Source organism: Mobiluncus holmesii ATCC 35242 (genome assembly GCF_000185445.1).
In the GTDB taxonomy this organism is placed as follows: Bacteria; Actinomycetota; Actinomycetes; order Actinomycetales; family Actinomycetaceae; genus Mobiluncus; species Mobiluncus curtisii.
In genome coordinates this window covers 1,389,646-1,408,407 of record NZ_GL622346.1, presented here as the reverse complement: position 1 = coordinate 1,408,407, position 18,762 = coordinate 1,389,646, and the positions used below count along the sequence as shown (strand labels likewise).

The following is an 18,762-nucleotide window of genomic DNA, read 5'->3' as shown; positions in this document are numbered from 1 at the left end:
TCCAGGTTAACCCTTTGCTGTCACGATGCGGTCAACAGCGTCTTTCCACAGCCCCACGACATTTTCACTAGACAGTTCACGGGCGTGGTGGTGGGCGTTTTGTTTCCATGCTGCAACTTCTGCGGGAGTGGTTTTCTCCAGTGCCTCCCGCAACGCTTCTGTCGTGAAATCGGCGGCGACCCGACCCAGCTGGTATTCATCGAGGCGGGAGACCATTTCCGGGGTCGGACCGATAACCATTCCGATACGTGCCTGGATGAAGTCAAAAAACTTGTTCGGTAAAGCGTAACGGTTGTTGAAGTTCACCGGGGGAAGGTTGTGAAAACCGAGATCGTAGCGGTGCAACGTGTCGATGAGTTTATCGTAAGGCACACCGGGATACAGATTTACGTTGGGTATCTCGCGGCATTTCTCGCTTAACTGCGTAAAGTAGCTGGAGTTGTTGTTGACCAGATACAGATCCAAGGTATATCTATCTTGCAAACTAGCAACCGCGTCAATCATGACTTCCGCAAAGCGGTCCGGTCGGCAAGTCCCGGCGTGAACTAAACGTATCGGACCGTTTTCAGGAGTCTCGGTGGGCTGCAAATCATGGAACGGGGTGGCATTGACGACCAACGTCGGTGTAATGCCAAAGTTTTTTTCATATTCAGAGGCAAAGAACGTAGCCGTGGTGGAACACGAGTCAGCCCGTTTCACAAAATGACGCACCTGCCATTCCATGTAGGGCTTCACAAACATTCGCCACCTGGGGACGTCTTCCTTTTCCCGCGGCGAGTATTCGTGCAGGTCAGCATGGATACCAAGTTTTGGTTTCGTCCACAGCCCCACCCCGATGGAATCAATATCGTCCGCGAAAGTCACATCGAAATATCCCTGTGGCAGGTTGCGTCGACACCACGCGGAGGCTGGGGAGGACCAATATGCCCAGGTGTACAGGTGCAAGATGGTGGCCAGCCGGTTGCGCTGCCAATACGTGCCTTCACCGGGGATTTCATAATGCTGAGCCACACCTTCCGGGGCAGGTCCGTAGCCGCAGGTGGTCAGCTCGTAAGCGTCTTTGAACAGGTTAATTTGTTTCAAAATCCGCGCGTCAGACACCAGTCGGGAGTAGGACACAATCAGCATCTTCAATTTAGCCACAGGGGTATTCTATCGTTGGATTCTCAGGCTTCGAAGTCCGGGAGACGTGTTCCGACCCCCAGCAGCTGTTCAAGAGCTGCCACTACCCGCGCGGCGGAGCGACCGTCCCCGTAAGGATTCACGGCGTGGGCCATCACCCCGCGGGCTTCTGGAGAAATCAGCATTCCTTCCAGAGCAGAGTGGACGGACTCATAAGTGGTCCCCACCAGGCGGGCGGTTCCCGCGGCGATGGCTTCGGGACGTTCGGTCGTGTCGCGCATCACCAGAACCGGTTTGCCCAGCGCCGGAGCCTCCTCTTGAATCCCGCCGGAATCGGTCAGCACCAGGTCGCAGCCCTTTAACAGTCCGCAGAACGCGGCGTAAGGTTGAGGGTCGCCAATGGTCACGTTGGGAATGCTGCCCAAAATCTCGGTCAGCACTTCGCGCACAGCGGGGTTGGCGTGGGCAGGCAGCAGGAAATGTACTTCCGGATGGTCGGTGGCGGACTGCGCGAGCGCACGAGCCATCTCGCGTAGCGGTTGTCCCCAAGACTCCCGTCGGTGCGCGGTGACCAGTACTTTCAGTCCGGGACGTGTCAAGGCGGCGTCAAACTCGGGGGACAATCCCTCGCCAGCTTGACCCGTATCGACCACGTAGTGCAGGGCATCGATGACGCTGTTACCGGTGACGGCAATCAGGCGGGGATCGACGTTTTCGCGCAGCAGGTTGTCCCGGGATTTCGGGGTGGGCGCTAGGTGTAGCGCCGCGACTTGCCCCGCCAGGCGGCGATTAGCCTCCTCCGGGAAGGGCAGGTTGATGTTGCCCGAACGCAGCCCGGCCTCCAAATGCACCACCGGGATATGCAGGTTGAAAGCAGCCAGGGCAGCCGCCATTACCGTGGTCGTGTCCCCCTCTACCATGATGGCGTCGGGTCGGATTTCTGCCAATTTCGTGTCCAAGCCTTGCAGCACTCGGGCAGCCAGCATATTGAGCGATTGTCCGGGACGCATCACGTCGATTGCAAAGTCAGGGGTAATCCCAAAAATGCTGTTGACCTGGGCAACCATTTCGGGATGCTGCCCCGTGGTCAGGGTTTTAACATCCAGCTGAGAGTCCTGTAAAGCTAACACCACGGGAGCTACTTTGATGGCTTCCGGCCGGGTGCCATAAATTACCAATACGCACGGTTTACTCACGGTTCCATTTTAGACAAAAGTGAGGGGCAGAAAGGCGGTCATTGCCCAAGGGCGTCCGTGACGGGTGCGGTGGACGCGTTGGCGTAGCGGTGACACGTCGCTGCTAGCGCCAAATTCCGCAGGTATCAATCACGGGCTGAGCAACTGCAGCTGGGTCGAGTGCCTTGAATTGTTTGTGCGCGACCAAGCCAACCACCAGGTCGGCTTCACGTAAAGCCTGGTTCAGGTCTACCAGTTTCAGGTTGGGCTTATCGCTCAATGCGGTCGGCAGGGTCGAGACGTTGGGTTCCGCGACCAAGACGGTAACGCCCGGAAGTTCCGCAAGTTTCGCCGCGACAGTAATTGCCGGAGACGTGCGCAAATCGTCCACATCGGGTTTGAAGGCTAAGCCGAGAGCCGCAATTTTCACCGGCTCGTCGGTTTTCCCTCGCAGCGTGGCTAAAGTGGAACGAACCTGGGTAATGACGTCGTCGGGACGTGAGTCGTTTACCTCGCGGGCGGTACGGATGAGGCGCGCCAGTTCGGGAGCCGCGTCAACGATAAACCACGGGTCGACCGCGATGCAATGCCCGCCCACACCGGGACCGGGCCGGAGGATATTGACCCGCGGATGCAGATTAGCCAGCTCGATGAGTTCCCACACATCGATGCCTAGACGTTCACAAATCTTGGCCAACTCGTTGGCGTAAGCAATGTTCACGTCCCGGAAAGAGTTTTCCGCCAGCTTCGACATCTCGGCTGTTTTCGCGTCGGTGACCCGTATCTGACCGCGGCAGAACGTGGCGTACAGTTCCCGTGCCGCGTCTCCGGCTTCGGGAGTCAAACCACCCACAATGCGATCGTTATCAAAAATCTCCACCATAATCCGACCCGGCAGCACCCGCTCAGGGGCATGCGCAAACAGCAGCTGACCGCGCAGCTCCGGTCGGTTCGCGGTAATCCGATCCGCCATAGCCTCGGTCGTTCCCGGCGGGGACGTCGATTCCAAAATGACCAGAACGCCCTTGGACACGTAGGGAGAAATCTCGTCGGCAGCCGCCATCACATAAGTTAAATCTGCTTCGTGATTGCCTTTAAAAGGCGTGGGCACGGAAACGATATAAGCCTCAGCCGCGCTGGCGTGAGTGGAAGCCGAAATCAAGCCCTGCGCATGAACCTTTTGCAGGGCTTCATCCAAGCCGGGCTCTAAAAACGGTACTTTTCCGGCGTTGACTGAATCCACATGGGTGGGATTCACGTCCATGCCTTTGATGGTGATGCCGGCTCCTGCCAAAGCCACCGCTGTTGGCAGTCCGATATACCCCAATCCGACGACCTGTACCGTTTTTGCAACCATATGCCTTCCCTTTCGTCCCCTAAATCATAGTCGTCGTCAGGGACCTTTTCAGAATCTTGGCAAAGCTTCGAGACTCGCTCTCAGCTAGAATTAAATCACCCTCCGAAAGGAATCGCTGACGTTGATTAACTCCCTGTTGCTGACTGGTGCGACGCTGGTAGCCCTGGTTTATCTGCTTGTGCCGGGGCTGACAGTGCTGTGGGGTTTAGGGATTCACGGAGCTCTGCGCGTCGTAGCCGCCCCGGCGGTGAGTTTGGGCATGTGGGCAGGAGCGACCTGGATTGCTATCGGGCTGCAGTTGCCGTGGCGGGCGTGGCTGGCGTTGCCCCTGCTGGGACTGATTTGTCTGCCTTTCGTGGTGGGTCGGCTGTGGACACTGCGTCCGGAGTCACGAGCGGTGTGGCCCCGGGTTCCTTCCAGTGGCGTTTCCGGGGGATTGTGGGCGGTGTTTGCCGGCTGTGCCGTACTGTCGGCATTGCCTTATCTGGTGTCGACTCGCGTCGCGACACGGATTCCCCAAACCTGGGACGTGGTGTTTCACCTGTCCGGAATTCGTTATACGCGCGAGCTTGCATCGGCTAGTCCCTGGATCACGTTAGCCCCTATGAACGAAGGGGTCGGGGCATATTATCCCAATATCTTTCACAACCTGGTGGCGCTGCTACCCGGTTCCCCGCTACAGGCTTACGTGGGTGCCATGACGGCGGTGTTGGTGCTGTGGCCTGCCTTGCTGGGGCTGTTTGCCCTCTTGACGCTGACTGCTTGGAAAGGTGCGGGTGCGGCGAGCCGCACCATCGCGGCTTTAACTGCCTTGGGTACTGCCACCAGCTCGACCCTAACCGCCAACTATGTGGCGAACCTGGCGACCCCGCCCTACACTTTCTCGCTCCTGGCGACCCCAGGCATGGTGATTTTCGCCGTTGCCATCTATCGGTTGCGTCCCACCCCGGTGAAATATCCCCGCCACGAGACCACGGGGACGTCCCCGGACATTCCCGGTCGGGCACCTTTTGCCCCCTCATCGGTACGGCGGCTCACGCAAAAAGTCCGCGAAAACTTCCGCCGCAACCTGCTGTCCTCCCAGCTCGCCCCGTGGATGAGCCTGGGGTGGCTGGTGGGACTGGCAGGTCTGGGCTGCACCCACCCGGCAGCAGTGTTCAATCTGGTGCTGCTGATGTTCGTGCCGGTGCTGGTGCTGGGGTGGCGCAGGTGGCGCAGCTGGCAGGTGTCACGAGGGGTAAAACTGTTTGTGCCCCTCTCGGTGGCAGTATTGCTGGGGGGCGGGTTTTGGCTGGCGCTGGTGCCCCGCCTGGTTTCTATGTCGAAATTTGCCAACTCGCACAACCACACTTGGGACCTGACCTGGCGTTTGCTGATGGACTATCCGAAAGGGCCGTTCTTTGTGGGGTTCGGGCTGGGAGGCGCGATTTATACGGCGGCAGCGGTGGTGGCTAGCGTCTGGCTGGTGCGTCAGTGCCGTTTGTTGTGGCTGGTAGGCGGGCTGGTCATGAGCGTAGCGTTTTTCCTGTTGGCAGCCGGACCGGTGTGGCCGGGATACTTCCTCACCGCACCCTGGTACCTGCAGTCCGGTCGGATTGCCCCGCTGGTGTTGATGTGTGTCTATCCGCTGGGGTCACTGGTCCTGTCCCGCAGCTTGGAACGCCTGGTCGGCTGGTCACGTGAGCGGGCTCGCCCGCGGAGCTACCGGTGGTTTTCGTGGGCACTAGCTGCGGTGGTGTTGCTTAGCGGGTGCGGAGGCACCTTGGGGGGACGTCTCACGGTGATTGACGGTTCCTACGATCCGGCGGTGATCGTCCGTGGCACGATGGTCACCGCTTCCGAACAGGCGTTTATTGAGCGGGTGGCTCCGACTTTGCCCCGAGATGCCGTCATTTGGGGTGCTCCGCAGATTGGCACCCCGTTTTGGTGGATTTTGGGTGGGGTCCATGTGGCGCGTCCCGCCATGAACTACCCCACCGGGCGAGCCCTGGAAGTCACAAAAGACCTCTATGACGGTCAGATTTCCGCCGAAACGTGTGACTATCTGAAAGCACAAGGGGTGACGCACTACTACTCGGACAACGACACCCAGGCGGCTGGCTCGCGGTACGGCATCTACATTTGGTTTTGGAATGAACCGAACGCTATCTTTCGTCCGCCCTCGCAGATGCTGCAAAAAATCGCGGAAAACACGGTGGGCACCAGGAGCGGCGAGTTCACCGGTCAGCGTCTGTACCGTGTCAACTATGACACCTGTCCCGGACACGTGCGCTGAACGAATCCGCGCCCCCCGCCCTAGTGCAGTCGATACAAGTCCATCAACCAGAATCAGCAACCTGACCGCACTATTGAGACATAATGGACAGTATGAAGGTTGCCATTGTTACTACGGAATATCCCACGATTGAATCACCCAATTCCGGCGTGTTCGTGCGTATGAATGCCCAGGCTATCGGGATGAATCACCAGGTGACGGTGGTGCATTTGCGTTCCGAAGCGGCTGGTGGTGAGGAAAGCCACTACGCTGACGCCAACGTGGATGTGCGGGGCTTTCCGAACACAATGCGTGCCCCGGAGGACTTCGAACGGGCTGCTCAGATTGTGTACGCCCTAGCTCCCGGTTTCGACATTATTCACACCATGAACCAGCGTTCCCTGATTCCGTTTGGGTTGCCCGAGCGGGAGAACGAACAGCTGGCTTGTGCCTGGGTGCATACCGAGCCGTGGCAGCTGACCAGCCCGATGGATTGGCCTCAGGAAGTCTTGCCGGTGGAGGAAATCTTGCTGCGACCTGACGGATTGACCGCCCCGGCAGTGAAAATGCTCGAGAATATTGCTGCCCGACGCTTCGCCTCCTATACCGCCGCGGTGCCCTATATCGTGCCTTCCCCGCTCTATCCCCCGGTGCCGCAGCTGGCAGGGGTGCCAAGCCCCGCTCCTGCCAATAGTGAGTTTGCCCCACGTCCGCGCGTGGCAGGTCAGCTGCGCTTGGTTTCGGTCGGTGCGGTCAACGCGAAACATCAGCCAGAAGTGGCGATTCGCACCGTGAAAACGCTGCGCGCCGCCGGGGTGGACGCGACCCTGACCTGGGTCGGTGAAGGCGTCGCGAAGATTCGGAGCCAGGAAAAGATTAAAGAACTGAAACTCGAGGAGTATGTGCGTTTCGTCTCTGCTGCCGAGGTCGGCGTGACGGAAGCCCTCAACGCTGCGGATTTGTTCATTGGTCCCACCAAGGAAGAAAACTTTTACGTGCCTGCCCTCCAGGCGCTCCTGGCGGGTCGCCCCCTGGTGCTGGGCGAAGGCGCCCGCGATTTGCAGTGGATTGGCGCGGATACCGAGCGGTTCGTGCGCATCGTGTCGGAAAAGAACTCGAAGTTTTGGGCCCAGGCGTGCCAGGAGTTGCAGGCGGCGACCGCCGCGATAGAACCCCGCGAGATTGCCGAAACGGAAGGGGACCGCTATTCGCCGTCCGCCATCGCTGCGGAATACGACGAGGTCTACGCCGAAACGATGGCAGCCAGCGGATTTGCCCGCTGACCGACCGACCTCGCTCTGCACGTGAGGAAAAACCCACTAAACTATTGATGGCTGAAACAGCCACGGAACAGGGAGGAAATACGCGATGGAATACCGCGAACTAAAAATTGCTGGCGCTTGGGAGATTACCCCTAAACAGTTCCCCGATGAGCGCGGGGCGTTCATGGAAATGTACAAGATGGGTGAGTTTGCCGAGGTCGTGGGGCATCCGCTGAACCTGGTGCAGGCGAACTGTTCCATTTCCAAAGCCGGGGTGGTGCGCGGGATTCATTTCGCGGAAGTGCCGCCCAGCCAGGCTAAATATGTGATGTGTCCGCGCGGTGCCGTGTTGGATTTTGCGGTCGATATTCGCGTGGGTTCCCCCACCTTTGGTCAGTGGGACTCGGTACTGCTGGAGGGCGAGCATCGCCGGGCTATCTATCTTTCAGAAGGCTTGGGGCACTGTTTCGTCGCGTTGGAGGATGACTCCACTGTGGTTTACCTGTGCTCGGAGGGCTACAATCCAGGGCGTGAACACGGGGTTTCCCCAGTCGATCCCGAGGTGGCGCTCAAGTGGCCGGACCACGACTTGGCGGGTCGACCGCTGGAGGTCATTCTTTCAGAAAAGGACACCGCCGCGCCGAGCCTGACCGAGGCTCGTGAACAGGGTCTGCTGCCGGACTACCAGGAGACTTTGGATTACGTGGCGTCGCTGGGGCGCTAGGCTGGTCAATCGAGTTTCTGCACTAGCCGGTGTCCGCGGACAGAGCGCGGCTGACCCGGTGGGCTGATTGCTCACGATTAGTTGCCCCTCGCGGTGGCTACCCGAAGGCGACGTCGCGAACTGCTTGTAGATAGGTCTTACCGAATCTTTGGGTGGGCTCGAGAATCGCGCCTTCTGCCCACTCATTCCAAGCATTGATAAACACGATGCGTTCCGGTGCTGGTCTATCCAGTACAGAGCGTGCTGCAGCAGCTAGCCAGCGGCGGAACAAATAAGGATTGGCACCATACCAGACATCGGGTTTCCATTGGCGTCTGGCGGTGTTATCAAAGTTAACCATAACTCCGGGGGATAATTCCCTGGGCAGGCGGCGTAATTTTTCGGTAGCTACCTGAACCAATGCGGGGTAGGACAGCACCGAACCGCGCATTTTCCGGCGCATTTTTACGCTTCCGGCGGGTGCTCCCTCCCAGGGCAGGTTGTGTGGAGGAAAACCTAGAGAACCGTCCAGACCGAGTTCGGACACGGAGGCTCCCAATCCGTCGAATTCGGTGGCTACGTCCACACTCAATAACCACAGTTCGCCGATGCCGAGCTCACGAGCACGTTCCCGCCAGTGCTTCACCACGTCGGTAAAGTTAGGAATTTGGGCGGGACGGTAGATAGCCAAGATGGCTTTGCCTGCGACGCGCATGTAGCGTGAATCGCGCAAGAACTCCACCACATCGTCGATAAATTTTTCGGCTGGAACGTCATCGTAATGTTGCCCAATCAGAATATCTTTGTTTCGTCCATCCCAACTGCGGGTCCAGTTTTCGTTGGCCCACATGAGGCAGAAGGGCATGTTGACCGTTGCGGGGTCAGCGCTGTGCAGACGTTCCACCGGCAGATTTAGCAAGCGTTTGCCGGCGAACCAATAGTAGTAATACATGAAACCGTTGATTCCGTGGCGGGCGGCCAGCTCTGCCTGAGCGATTCGAACCTCGTCCAATCTGAGATCGTAAAATCCCAAATCGGAAGGCAATTTTGGCTGGTCGTGTCCTTGATAGACGGGTTTGGCAGCGGTGACATTCGTCCATTCCGTGAAACCGGTTCCCCACCAGCGGTTATTCTCGACAGTGGGGTGAAATTGTGGCAGATAAAACGGGATAAACCGAGCAATGGGCTGAATCTGTGAGGTCGGGTTGAACCGCTGCCAAGATTGCTCAAGATAGTGGTCAGTGCCTGGGACCGCGTGGTCATTACCGGATTTATCCATCGGGAGAGCGAGCTGGTTGGTCTCACGCAGTTTCAATCCGGCCTCGGTGGTGAGGATTCCGATAGCTCTCTCCAGGGCATGAGCGGTCGTGGCGTCAATCTGCCCTGCCTCTGTCTCGAAATCTGTGGCAGAAAGACCCAGTGACCGCAATCCTTGAATCACGAAGCCACGGACCCAGTACATTGAACCGGCGGCAAATTTGAGTTTAGAAGGCTTCAACTGCATTTCCAGCCGGCGCAGCAGTTCGGCAGTCAGGGCCTGATCTCCGCCCCAAAATTGGGGTCCCACGATGTTACCGGGAGCAGTCACCAATCCCAGCCAGGGGTCAGAGCCAAATGCGCTCATGATTTTTTCTACGGAATCTTTGCTTCCCAGCAGTGCGTCTAAGAATTCGTCCTTCCACTGGGCTCCGGAACCTTCCAAATCGGGGTGGCTCTCCCGCCAAGCGGATTTCTTGGTGTGGACTTTCAAAATTAACTGGTAGGGATCCAAAGCCCCGAAATTTACCAGCTGAACCAGTGGGAAAATATCCCGACCATGATTCTCGACCGGGACCACTACCAGGTGTTTTAACAGGGGCAGACGCTCGTGAATCTGCTGGGGGAGCAGCGGTAAATCCGCGCCGCTGGCATTGGTGATAAACATGTCAAACTCGACGGGGATATTACTCAGTCGTTGCACGATTTCTGTGACCAAGTCTGAATAGTAGACATGCATGACTACCGCTAGGCGGCAGTCAGTCTCAAAATCGAACTGTGAGTCCACCCGCCAGGCATCCGGGTGCCCCGAATCGCGTCGTCCCGCTCCCCGCGCTACCCAGTCTAAATAGTCGACCGGGGCGTGTTTTTTGTTCCAGAGTTGGCTGAGTCGCCCGTCCTCCATGGCGTTATACACGCGTACCCGTGCAGCCTGCCGGTAGCGTGCCAAGGTTCGACGAACTCTAGCGGGGGTGGGAAACTTTAAACGCACTCTAGACTTCTTTCTGTTCCGGTAGTTTCGCTTTCGAGATGGTTACCCAAGGTTATCGGCGGCGAAGCTCAAACCCAATCTTCTAAATCTTCGTTGTAACGGTAATGTACGAATTCCCTGAGGGATTCACCACCGGGGGCAGTTGACGGATCTGTATAAATCGTTCGCTTGATAAATGGAAAACCTTTCTCTACCAAAGCTGACCACGACACTAAGGTGGGGTTGCCACCTCCGGAGTTCAAGTCGGTGGGAAGGAACAGTTCCTTATGGGAAAAACCATTTTTGACACAAACGTCGTGCATCCCCAACTCGTAAGAGAGCACCACACTCATCTTGTCGCTCTTTTCCTGGATGGAATCAAAAAAGCGTCGCCACGGCTCAGCATCTAAAATACCGTTGTGAAAACACACGAAGAAAGATTGGAAATGACCGCTGACCTGGTAGGAAAGCGTTGCGGCGGTGACGTCAGGTCCGGGCTCTTCGGTCAGGCGTAGCAAATCTTGGAGTGGCTCGAAAGGTCCAATCATGGAATCGTTCGTAATCAAGACGTGCGCAGCCTGACGCACTTGTGGGTAGCGATCCAGCGCTAGCGCCCACGAGCCGAAATCGTATCCCACATTGGGGCGACGCAACACTATCGTTTGCTGCGGAATTCCGTGGGGAAACTGCAATTTTCCGGGAGCTTCGCAGGTAGAAATCAGGACGGTTGCGTAGCCGTTTTTCGCGAGTTCTTGAAGATAGACAGAAACGGACTTGCTCGCCGTGCACTCTTTGCTCCAGGAGGCGACCAACGCAACCTTTTCGGCAGTCGTCAAGACTGTTTCGTCGCCGCGTTCCACGGTGATTTGGTCTCTACCGGATTGCACAATAGTTGGTCCCGAATCTTGCTTTCGCTGCTTCGCATCGTGGGATTTACGGGATAAAGCTCGCAGCGGTGCGGTGACGCGCCAGGATTTAGAAGCCCGCATTTCTTGCACTTGACCAATCGCTGTGGCTGCGAACATCCGCTGGTGCTGCAGTTCATCTTGGAGTTTTTCAACCTGCTCGCCGGCACGCGCCAAATCTAGCTTCGTCTGTTCGAGTGCCACGCGCAGCAGCCTGTTTTCTTCGCGCAAATCTGGGTTCTCGGAATCATTCATGACTCAGCATCCTTTCCGGCTAAAGAATCGTTAATCTCGCGGCTCCACTGTCCGTTGAGGCGAACCAGACCCGGATCGGGGATGGCGCTTTCGCTGCGGATAGTGATGTCGAACTCCCGGTCGGAATAATCATAGGGATGTCCAGAATCAATAAAGGAAGTGGATACGCCGTAGGTGCCGGGTTGAATCATCAGCGCCGGCCAGTGAAAATCTACGAAAGAATCACCGATTGGGAAAGAATACTTCACCTTTTGCATTCCAGAATTTGGTCCTGCCAAGGTCATCCCATCTTGATGGACGAAAGCCAGACCGACCTCCACGTCGGAGACTGGTTCTACCGCATGAGCCCAAATCCGCAACGTTAGCGGTTTGCCAAACACCGCAAAAGGCACTGATTTCCCGGCTTCGTCGATAATTTCGACTTTGGACATCCGTACTTCGCCGGATCCTTGGCGTGGAACGGGCGCTAAAACATCCTGTTTCTGCACGGAGGCTTTTTCAGCTTCCGCAGAATTGACCGCGTTGAGATAGCTGTCAATGACTTCTCTGGTCTTACCTAATTTTTGAGTCTTACCGTGATCGAGCCAGATTGCCTCATCGCACAAATCCTGAGCCAAGCCCAAAGAATGGGTAACGAAAGCTATGGTGCAGCCCTTCTTGCGAAGCTGATACAAATGGTCAAAGCATTTACGTTGGAATTCTTCGTCCCCAACCGCAATGATTTCATCCACAATCAGGATTTGGGGATCCAAAGTCACCGCCACGGCGAATCCGAGCCGGACATACATTCCGGAGGAATAGACCTTTACCGGCTCGTCAATAAATTGACCAATGTCGGCAAACTCGATGATTTCGTCAATAGAGTGTTCGATTTCTTTATGGGTTAAGCCCAGAATCGCGCCGTTGAGAAAGATATTTTCACGCCCCGTCAAGTCTCCGTGAAAGCCCGCTCCGAGCTCCAGCAAAGCCGACACTTTCCCGTTGACCATGACGCTTCCAGAGGTGGGACGATACACGCCTGCCAGCAGTTTGAGCATGGTGGATTTGCCTGAACCGTTGTGCCCTATCAGTCCGAAAGTCGACCCTTTGGGGATCTGGAAAGAAACATCATCTAACGCTCGGAAAGTTTTCCCGCCTTTAGACCGCCCCTTTACCAGGCGTTCCTTGAGGGAATCACGACGTTCGTTCTGGAGGACGAATTCTTTCGTGACGTGTTCTACTGAAACCGCAATATCGCTCAAATTCTCTCTCCCAAATCGCGACCTTTTCTGCTTAATACCCACCACGCTAGCAGCATCATCACGATGGCAGTACCGACGCAGACCGCCCACTGACCGAGGGAACCCGGGTTCAAGGAGTAAACCAGATTACGATACAGCTCGATGTACTCGGTGAGGGGATTCAGCTTGATTATGAACGCTAAGCTGATTCCTTTCCATGAGGCATTGACCATGGAGAGGGGATAGATAATCGGTGTCGCGTAAAACAACAACTGCAAAGCAATAGCGATGAGGTGAGCCAAATCACGATAGTAAATGTTGAGCACTGCAACAATCACCGCGAAGGCTTGGCAGGCAGCGATGAACAATATCATCCATAGCGGTACCAACAGCCAGGTCCAACTCATATTTCCCAGGACAATCATCACCAGGACATAAATCCCGATTTCTATCAGCGACTGCACGCCGACAGCCAAGCCCGCTCCCATGACGGGGGCATAAGCGGGGAAGTACACTTTTTGGAGCATTCCGCCGGAGCTGGTCAGAGCTGCCATGCCTCCGTTTACCGATGATGAAAAAAATGTCCACGTGGTCAGACCCGCAAACAGCCAGAGAACGAAAATAGTTTGACCATTTCCCATTGGTGGAGGAGCGCCACGAAAAATCACACTAAACACCACGGTGTAGATGCCCAACGTGGCTAAAGGAACCAGCAAAGACCACGCCCAGCCCAGAAAAGATCCCTTGTAGCGCGCTTTCAAATCGCGTGTCCCAAAAGCTCTAATGAGGTTCCAGCGGCGAGAAATCAGATTAGTGTCGCGGACATCGTTAAACTCGGTCTTGCCTGAGCTCATGCTTAGCAATCCTCCAAAAGCTATCGAGATGCCTTGAAATGAGACATCGAGAAAGTATATCGGAAACGCTTAGCGGCTGGCAAAAGTCTGATTAGACATCCCTCCTGAGGGCTTCTTGAAAAATATCTAAATTTTATCAAACCGCCCTCTGTGTATGCAGAGCTACTTTAGAATGCAGTTTAAATCAAATCCAAACCCCAATCTTAATTTCTGGAGGAAATATGGGAAAGTTGCGGGATGTTGTCGTCTATTTCAGCGCATTTGCCTGTGCGGCAGCACTAGCTGCTCCGGCTTGGGCTGCCAATAGCGTCACCGAAAGAATCGCTGGAGCTAACCGAATCAGTACCGCAGTTAACGTGGGCTTGCATTGCTTCCCAAGCACTGCCAAGCACGTGTATTTGGCACGTCAGGATGTCTTTGCAGACGCCCTCGCCGCCGGAGCATTAACGGACGGTCCGACACTGCTGGTTCCGAGATCAGGCACTGCCCCGGTGGAGGTTCGTCAAGCGGTAGCGCGCATGAATCCTGAGAGCGTCGTGGCTTTGGGCGGCGAAGGCTCAGTCTCGAAAGCAGTGCTGGATTCCGCCGCGCAAGGTCGAAAGACCGAGAGACTAGCCGGCAAAACCCGCTTCTTGACAGCTATAGAAATTACTAAACGAGCCTTCCCCGCCGCGAAGCCCAGTAAAGTTCTCTTGGCAGACGGGTTAGGACCTGACGGGACCGGCTCTCCGGATGCAGTAGCGGGAGGAACCGTTCCCGGAGCTGCAATTCTTCTAGCTCCCCGCACTGACGGCGCTGATGCCCAGGCGGTAAAGGCAGAAATTGAGCGTTTGGGCGGTAGCCCGGTGCGTTTGGGCGGAGCTGCCACGTTTAACAACTTCCAAAACTCTCACTACGGGATAGTTTCGGCATTGCAAGGAAATAATCGTTACGCCACTTCTGTAGAAATCGCGAAAGCCAGTAATCCCAATCAGGTTTCCCGGGTTTACCTGACCCGCGGGGATATTTTCGCAGATGCGGTTGTGGCAGGATGCCTTACCGATGGTCCGGTGCTGCTGGTGGCGCGCAGCAATACCATTCCGCAAGCTGTCGCTCAGTACCTATCTAGCACTCGACCCCAGCAAATCGTGGCATTGGGCGGAGAAGGCTCCGTGCCGGCAGCAGCTTTGCAAGACGCAAAACGTCTGGCAGAGGGTCGGGCCAAACCCGACAGCAAACCTGCGACCGGACAGGGTGATCCCAAGAAACTGCGCCAGATTAGTGCGGGCGGTGACCACACCTGCGCCGTTGCCGAATCGGGAAACCTGTACTGCTGGGGTTCAAACCGTTTCGGTCAGATTGGAATTGGCAACGCCTCGCCGAATTATGGCTTTAACCTAGCCACTGATCCGCTGCCGGAAACGTATCACTCCTTTACCGGTCACAATGCGAACGTGGGCAAACCGGCTCTGGTGTCGACACTGACCAATGTGGCGGAAGTTTCTTCGGGCTTGACCCACAGCTGTGCCTATGATGCCGCCGGTCATGCCTTCTGCTGGGGGTCCAACGTTACCGGTCAACTGGGGCAAGGGGACACCAACTCCCGCACCACCCCCGCTCTGGTGCCGTCGCTGACGGGAGTAACCTCCATTGCCGCGGCGGGAGAAACCAATGGTCCTTGGTCTATCCGTAAAGACAGGGCGGACTGGATTCCCACCGGGACGGGACATTCCTGCGCAGTCGCGAACGGCACGGTCTATTGCTGGGGCGACAATAAGTGGGGTCAGCTGGGTAATGGCAACAAGATCTCATCACCCACGCCTCTAGCGGTTTCTGGAATACCTCAAGCTGCAAAGAAAGTCGTGACTGGAGAAACCTATTCTTGTGCGCTGACCAACAATGGTGACGTGTACTGTTGGGGGACGTTCCGTCATGACTGGGGTCAGGGCACGAATAACCAGGTGGCTGGGCAAGGCTATCCCTGGCTAGCCAACGTCTCCTATGCAGATTCACTGACCCCTCGACAGGTGACCTCGGTACACGGGGCGACTGAACTGGAAACCGGGTCGTACTATGCTTGCGCCAAAATGGGGAATTCCATGCATTGCTGGGGATACAACTCTCGCGAGCAGTTCTTTGAAGACATTAATCCGGCGACGATGGCACCGACAAATGGACAATTCCCGGTGCATCGTCACGCGCAGTCTTATACCGCTTCCGGTTGGGGCAGTATCAAAGGGTTTAGCTTGGGACGTAACAGCTCATGTGCTATTGGGCCGAATTCCAGAGTCTATTGCTGGGGGCTCAACGATGCGGGTCAGGTCGGCAGGAGTCAGTCAGCTAAAGATAACGATGACTCTTCGGTGCGGATTGGTATCGTAGGCTCGATAGACACCCATGTGAAAGCCATTTCAGTAGGGTGGGCGCACGCCTGCGCCATTACCGGTGACGGTGGCGCGCGGTGCTGGGGCTACAATCCCGACGGTCAGCTGGGCAACGATCAAGTGTTCGGGGCGCGCTGCACCGGCTGGCAAGTTCCCGGTTTAGGAAGCAATCCGTACGTACCGCGAGATCCGCGTATTTACGATTGCAACTAATCGCAACTGTCTGTGGTGGGGACTGCAAAGTCCCCACCACTGCTTTTTACCCCTAATCGCGCCAGCCGACACCAAAAAATCTCTGAATGTTGATTAACTTGCGGTACCTGGCGGACTCGATTGACCGTAAGCCCCATCCTGCTGCAGCTTTCCCTTACAATGAATAAGCTATCTTTACCGCATTTAAGGAGACACTTTGAGGTCCGAAGTTTCCCATCCCGCGGCGCGGTTTGCGCAGTTTGCGCAGTCTGTGCGGTGGCGGTGCTGGGGCGAATTGCTAATTCTACCGCTGCTGTTTTTCCTGATTCTGGTGCCGTGGGCGGTGGCTGCTCCGGTGGGAGGCACGCCCGATGCAGACTTTCACTTGAATTCCATCCTGTGTTCTGCGCAGAACCGTGGGGGAACCTGCCGTCACTCCGCGACCGATGCGCGCATTGTGGAAGTGCCCACGAATACTGAAGCGGTGAACTGCTACATTAAAACACCCACCGATTCTGCAGCCTGCGTCGAGTCTGCACTGAAATCCGGCAACGCTGAGATGCACCGGACGAAGCGTTGGAATTCCGAGGGTGCCTATCCGTCGTTTTATTACAGATTCCACAGCTTGTATGCCGGGAAAAACCTCGTCTTGACCACCATGTTGACCCGCCTGGTCAATGCAGCCTTGGCAGCGGTACTGACCGGAGCGGTTGCTGGTCTTTTGGGGAGGAACCGGCGCCGTAACCTGTGGCTGACCGTTTTGGTCACCCAAGTTCCCTTGGGATTGTCCCTGCTGTCTTCCCTCAACCCCAGTTCCTGGGCGACGCTGGCTCCGGTATTGGTATTCTTTGCGATTTGCGGAGCTATGGAACGGGACTCAGCGAGTGTGAAGCGCCGGGCAGGTTTGGTGATTCTGGCGGTGGTGTCTTTTATGTACGGTTCTGGGGCCCGCTGGGACTCCGTCGTCTTTTGTGGTTTGGCTCTCCTTGCGGCATTAGCTTGGGGATTGGATTTTTCGGCGTTACGTCGCCGATTCCGGGGGGCAGGCACCATCAGCGGGGTGGCAGTTTCCCTGGTGGTGTTTTTGCTGGTGATTATTGCCGTGTCCGCTCGTTTCCTGCACTCAACCGTGCTGGGGGATTTTTTTGCGGCGGTATTGGGACGCGATGCAGCGGAGAGACAGAGCCGTCACGATATCTTCATGAATCTGCTCAACATCCCAGATTATTTCCTGGGCGTTTTCGGGCTGTGGCCTCTGGGTGCTCTGGAAATCGACCTGCCTCGAGTGGTGCCGTTCTTGGGTTTCGCTGTCTGTTCCGGGGTGCTATTTTTAGCGCTGTGTCAGGCGTCGCGGCGAACTAACCTGATTGCGTTGGTATTGCTGCTGTTTTATGTGGCGATGCCGTTACTCTTGTTGTTTGAAAAACACGCTACCGTCGGTGTTTATGTTCAACCGCGGTACCTGTTGCCTTTGCTCACACTAATTGTGGGGGTGTGGCTTTATCCGTTCAATCGCTCTGCCCTGATGGTTTCTGTGCAGCGGTGGGTAACCGGATTGGGGACGACCGTGTCTGCGTCTGTCGCGCTCTATGCGGTGGCGATGCGCTATTGGCGTGGCACACAGTATCTCCTGGGGGAATCGACCTGGTGGTGGAAGGGAGTGCCGGGTCCCCATTTCTGGTTGGTCATGGAAGTGCTAACCTTTGGAATCTGGGCAGTAATCATTTTGCGAGAATCGAGACAAAACCAGCCGGAAAGCGCTGAAAAGGACCTCAGAACGGAATAACAGCGGCGAGAGTGGTTAAAATCTCTCCAGTACCACGGTAGGCTGAGAAACGTAGAGAGACGAAAGAAGGAACTGAGAATGCATGTTTTAGTCACCGGCGGAGCCGGTTTTATTGGCGCTAACTTTGTCCACACTACTGTAGAGGATTACCCGGATGCCACCGTGACGGTGCTGGATAAGCTGGGCTATGCCGGCAATCCTGCCTCCATTGAAGGACTGGACCGAGTGAACCTGGTGGTCGGTGACCTGGCCGACCGTGACCTGGTGGACTCCCTTGTGAAGGATGCTGACCTGGTGGTTCACTTTGCTGCCGAGTCCCACAACGACAACTCGCTGGTGGATCCCTCGCCGTTTATTTACTCCAACCTGGTGGGTACCTTCCACATTCTCGAAGCCTGCCGACGCCACCACGTGCGTCTGCACCACATCTCGACCGATGAAGTCTATGGCGACCTGGCGCTAGACGACCCCCACAAGTTCACGCCGGAAACTCCCTACCTGCCGTCCTCACCCTACTCAGCTTCAAAAGCGGGGTCCGACATGTTGGTTCGTGCCTGGGTGCGTTCGTTCGGGGTGGAGGCGACCATTTCAAACTGCTCAAACAACTATGGACCCTATCAGCATGTGGAAAAGTTCATTCCGCGCATGATTACGAACCGTATCGACGGGGTGCGCCCGCGCCTGTATGGAGATGGGTTGAATGTCCGGGATTGGATTCACGTGTTGGATCACAATACTGCCGTGTGGGCGATTATTAACCAAGGTCGGTTGGGCGAAACCTACCTGATTGGTGCTAATGGTGAAAAGAACAACCTGGAAGTCGTGCAAGCCCTGAACCGCATGATGGGATTCCCCGAGGATGATTTTGACCATGTGAAGGACCGTCCCGGTCACGATCGACGCTACGCGATTGACAACACGAAGCTGTGCGAGGAAACTGGCTGGACCCCGCGGTTCACCTCGTTCGAGGAGGGGTTGCGCGACACCATCGAGTGGTACACCACCCACGAGGACTGGTGGCGAGGAGCCAAGGTCGAAACTGAGGCCAAATATGCTCAGCAAGGTCATTGAACACTCCGTACAAAAT

General features: G+C 56.3%; 13 protein-coding genes. 6 read left to right on the top strand and 7 right to left on the bottom strand.

The features are described from left to right. Positions 1 to 6 precede the first annotated feature (6 nt). From HMPREF0576_RS06075 to wecC, 3 genes are all read right to left on the bottom strand, one after another. Positions 7 to 1,128, bottom strand: coding sequence for a glycosyltransferase family protein (locus HMPREF0576_RS06075; protein WP_036324584.1), 1,122 nt, complete (start codon positions 1,126 to 1,128; stop codon positions 7 to 9). Positions 1,129 to 1,166: 38 nt separating this feature from the next. Beyond that, positions 1,167 to 2,300 carry a non-hydrolyzing UDP-N-acetylglucosamine 2-epimerase gene (gene wecB, locus HMPREF0576_RS06070; protein ID WP_004011144.1) on the bottom strand — a complete coding sequence of 378 codons (1,134 nt, stop codon included), beginning with the start codon at positions 2,298 to 2,300 and terminating at the stop codon, positions 1,167 to 1,169. 121 nt (positions 2,301 to 2,421) lie between these two features. Beyond that, entirely contained in the window at positions 2,422 to 3,654 is a 1,233-nt protein-coding gene (wecC, locus tag HMPREF0576_RS06065; protein ID WP_004011143.1) for a UDP-N-acetyl-D-mannosamine dehydrogenase, read from the bottom strand. Positions 3,655 to 3,775: 121 nt separating this feature from the next. Between wecC and HMPREF0576_RS06060 the strand changes: the two genes are divergently transcribed. The 3 genes from HMPREF0576_RS06060 to rfbC all read left to right on the top strand — a co-directional run bounded on the left by HMPREF0576_RS06060 (position 3,776) and on the right by rfbC (position 7,894). Further along, positions 3,776 to 5,929 carry a DUF6541 family protein gene (locus HMPREF0576_RS06060; RefSeq protein WP_004011142.1) on the top strand — a complete coding sequence of 718 codons (2,154 nt, stop codon included), beginning with the start codon at positions 3,776 to 3,778 and terminating at the stop codon, positions 5,927 to 5,929. Positions 5,930 to 6,021: 92 nt separating this feature from the next. Then, the gene (locus HMPREF0576_RS06055) at positions 6,022 to 7,191 is read left to right on the top strand and encodes a glycosyltransferase family 4 protein (protein ID WP_245527355.1); all 1,170 of its coding nucleotides are present in this window, start codon (positions 6,022 to 6,024) and stop codon (positions 7,189 to 7,191) included. 85 nt (positions 7,192 to 7,276) lie between these two features. After that, a complete protein-coding gene (gene rfbC, locus HMPREF0576_RS06050) occupies positions 7,277 to 7,894 on the top strand; it encodes a dTDP-4-dehydrorhamnose 3,5-epimerase (RefSeq protein ID WP_004011140.1) in 618 nt (205 codons plus the stop codon). Between the two features lie 97 nt (positions 7,895 to 7,991). Here rfbC and HMPREF0576_RS06045 read toward each other — a convergent pair whose 3' ends face one another. From HMPREF0576_RS06045 to HMPREF0576_RS06030, 4 genes are all read right to left on the bottom strand, one after another. After that, positions 7,992 to 10,121: a glycoside hydrolase family 99-like domain-containing protein gene (locus HMPREF0576_RS06045; protein ID WP_245527354.1), complete on the bottom strand. Its 2,130-nt coding sequence runs from the start codon at positions 10,119 to 10,121 to the stop codon at positions 7,992 to 7,994. A 68-nt stretch (positions 10,122 to 10,189) separates the two neighbouring features. After that, positions 10,190 to 11,260: a rhamnan synthesis F family protein gene (locus tag HMPREF0576_RS06040; RefSeq protein ID WP_004009000.1), complete on the bottom strand. Its 1,071-nt coding sequence runs from the start codon at positions 11,258 to 11,260 to the stop codon at positions 10,190 to 10,192. Then, a complete protein-coding gene (locus HMPREF0576_RS06035) occupies positions 11,257 to 12,501 on the bottom strand; it encodes an ABC transporter ATP-binding protein (protein WP_004011138.1) in 1,245 nt (414 codons plus the stop codon). Before HMPREF0576_RS06035 ends, HMPREF0576_RS06040 begins: the two co-directional genes overlap by 4 nt. Continuing rightward, entirely contained in the window at positions 12,498 to 13,334 is an 837-nt protein-coding gene (locus HMPREF0576_RS06030; RefSeq protein WP_004011137.1) for an ABC transporter permease, read from the bottom strand. The genes HMPREF0576_RS06035 and HMPREF0576_RS06030 overlap by 4 nt, the downstream gene beginning before the upstream one ends. A gap of 221 nt (positions 13,335 to 13,555) precedes the next feature. Here HMPREF0576_RS06030 and HMPREF0576_RS06025 point away from each other — a divergent pair, with 221 nt between their 5' ends. From HMPREF0576_RS06025 to rfbB, 3 genes are all read left to right on the top strand, one after another. Further along, the gene (locus HMPREF0576_RS06025; protein WP_004011136.1) at positions 13,556 to 15,910 is read left to right on the top strand and encodes a cell wall-binding repeat-containing protein; all 2,355 of its coding nucleotides are present in this window, start codon (positions 13,556 to 13,558) and stop codon (positions 15,908 to 15,910) included. Positions 15,911 to 16,106: 196 nt separating this feature from the next. Then, positions 16,107 to 17,675, top strand: a complete 1,569-nt coding sequence (locus tag HMPREF0576_RS06020) for a DUF2142 domain-containing protein (RefSeq protein WP_004011135.1) — start codon at positions 16,107 to 16,109, stop codon at positions 17,673 to 17,675. Between the two features lie 78 nt (positions 17,676 to 17,753). Further along, entirely contained in the window at positions 17,754 to 18,746 is a 993-nt protein-coding gene (rfbB, locus tag HMPREF0576_RS06015) for a dTDP-glucose 4,6-dehydratase (protein WP_004011134.1), read from the top strand. Positions 18,747 to 18,762: the final 16 nt, after the last annotated feature.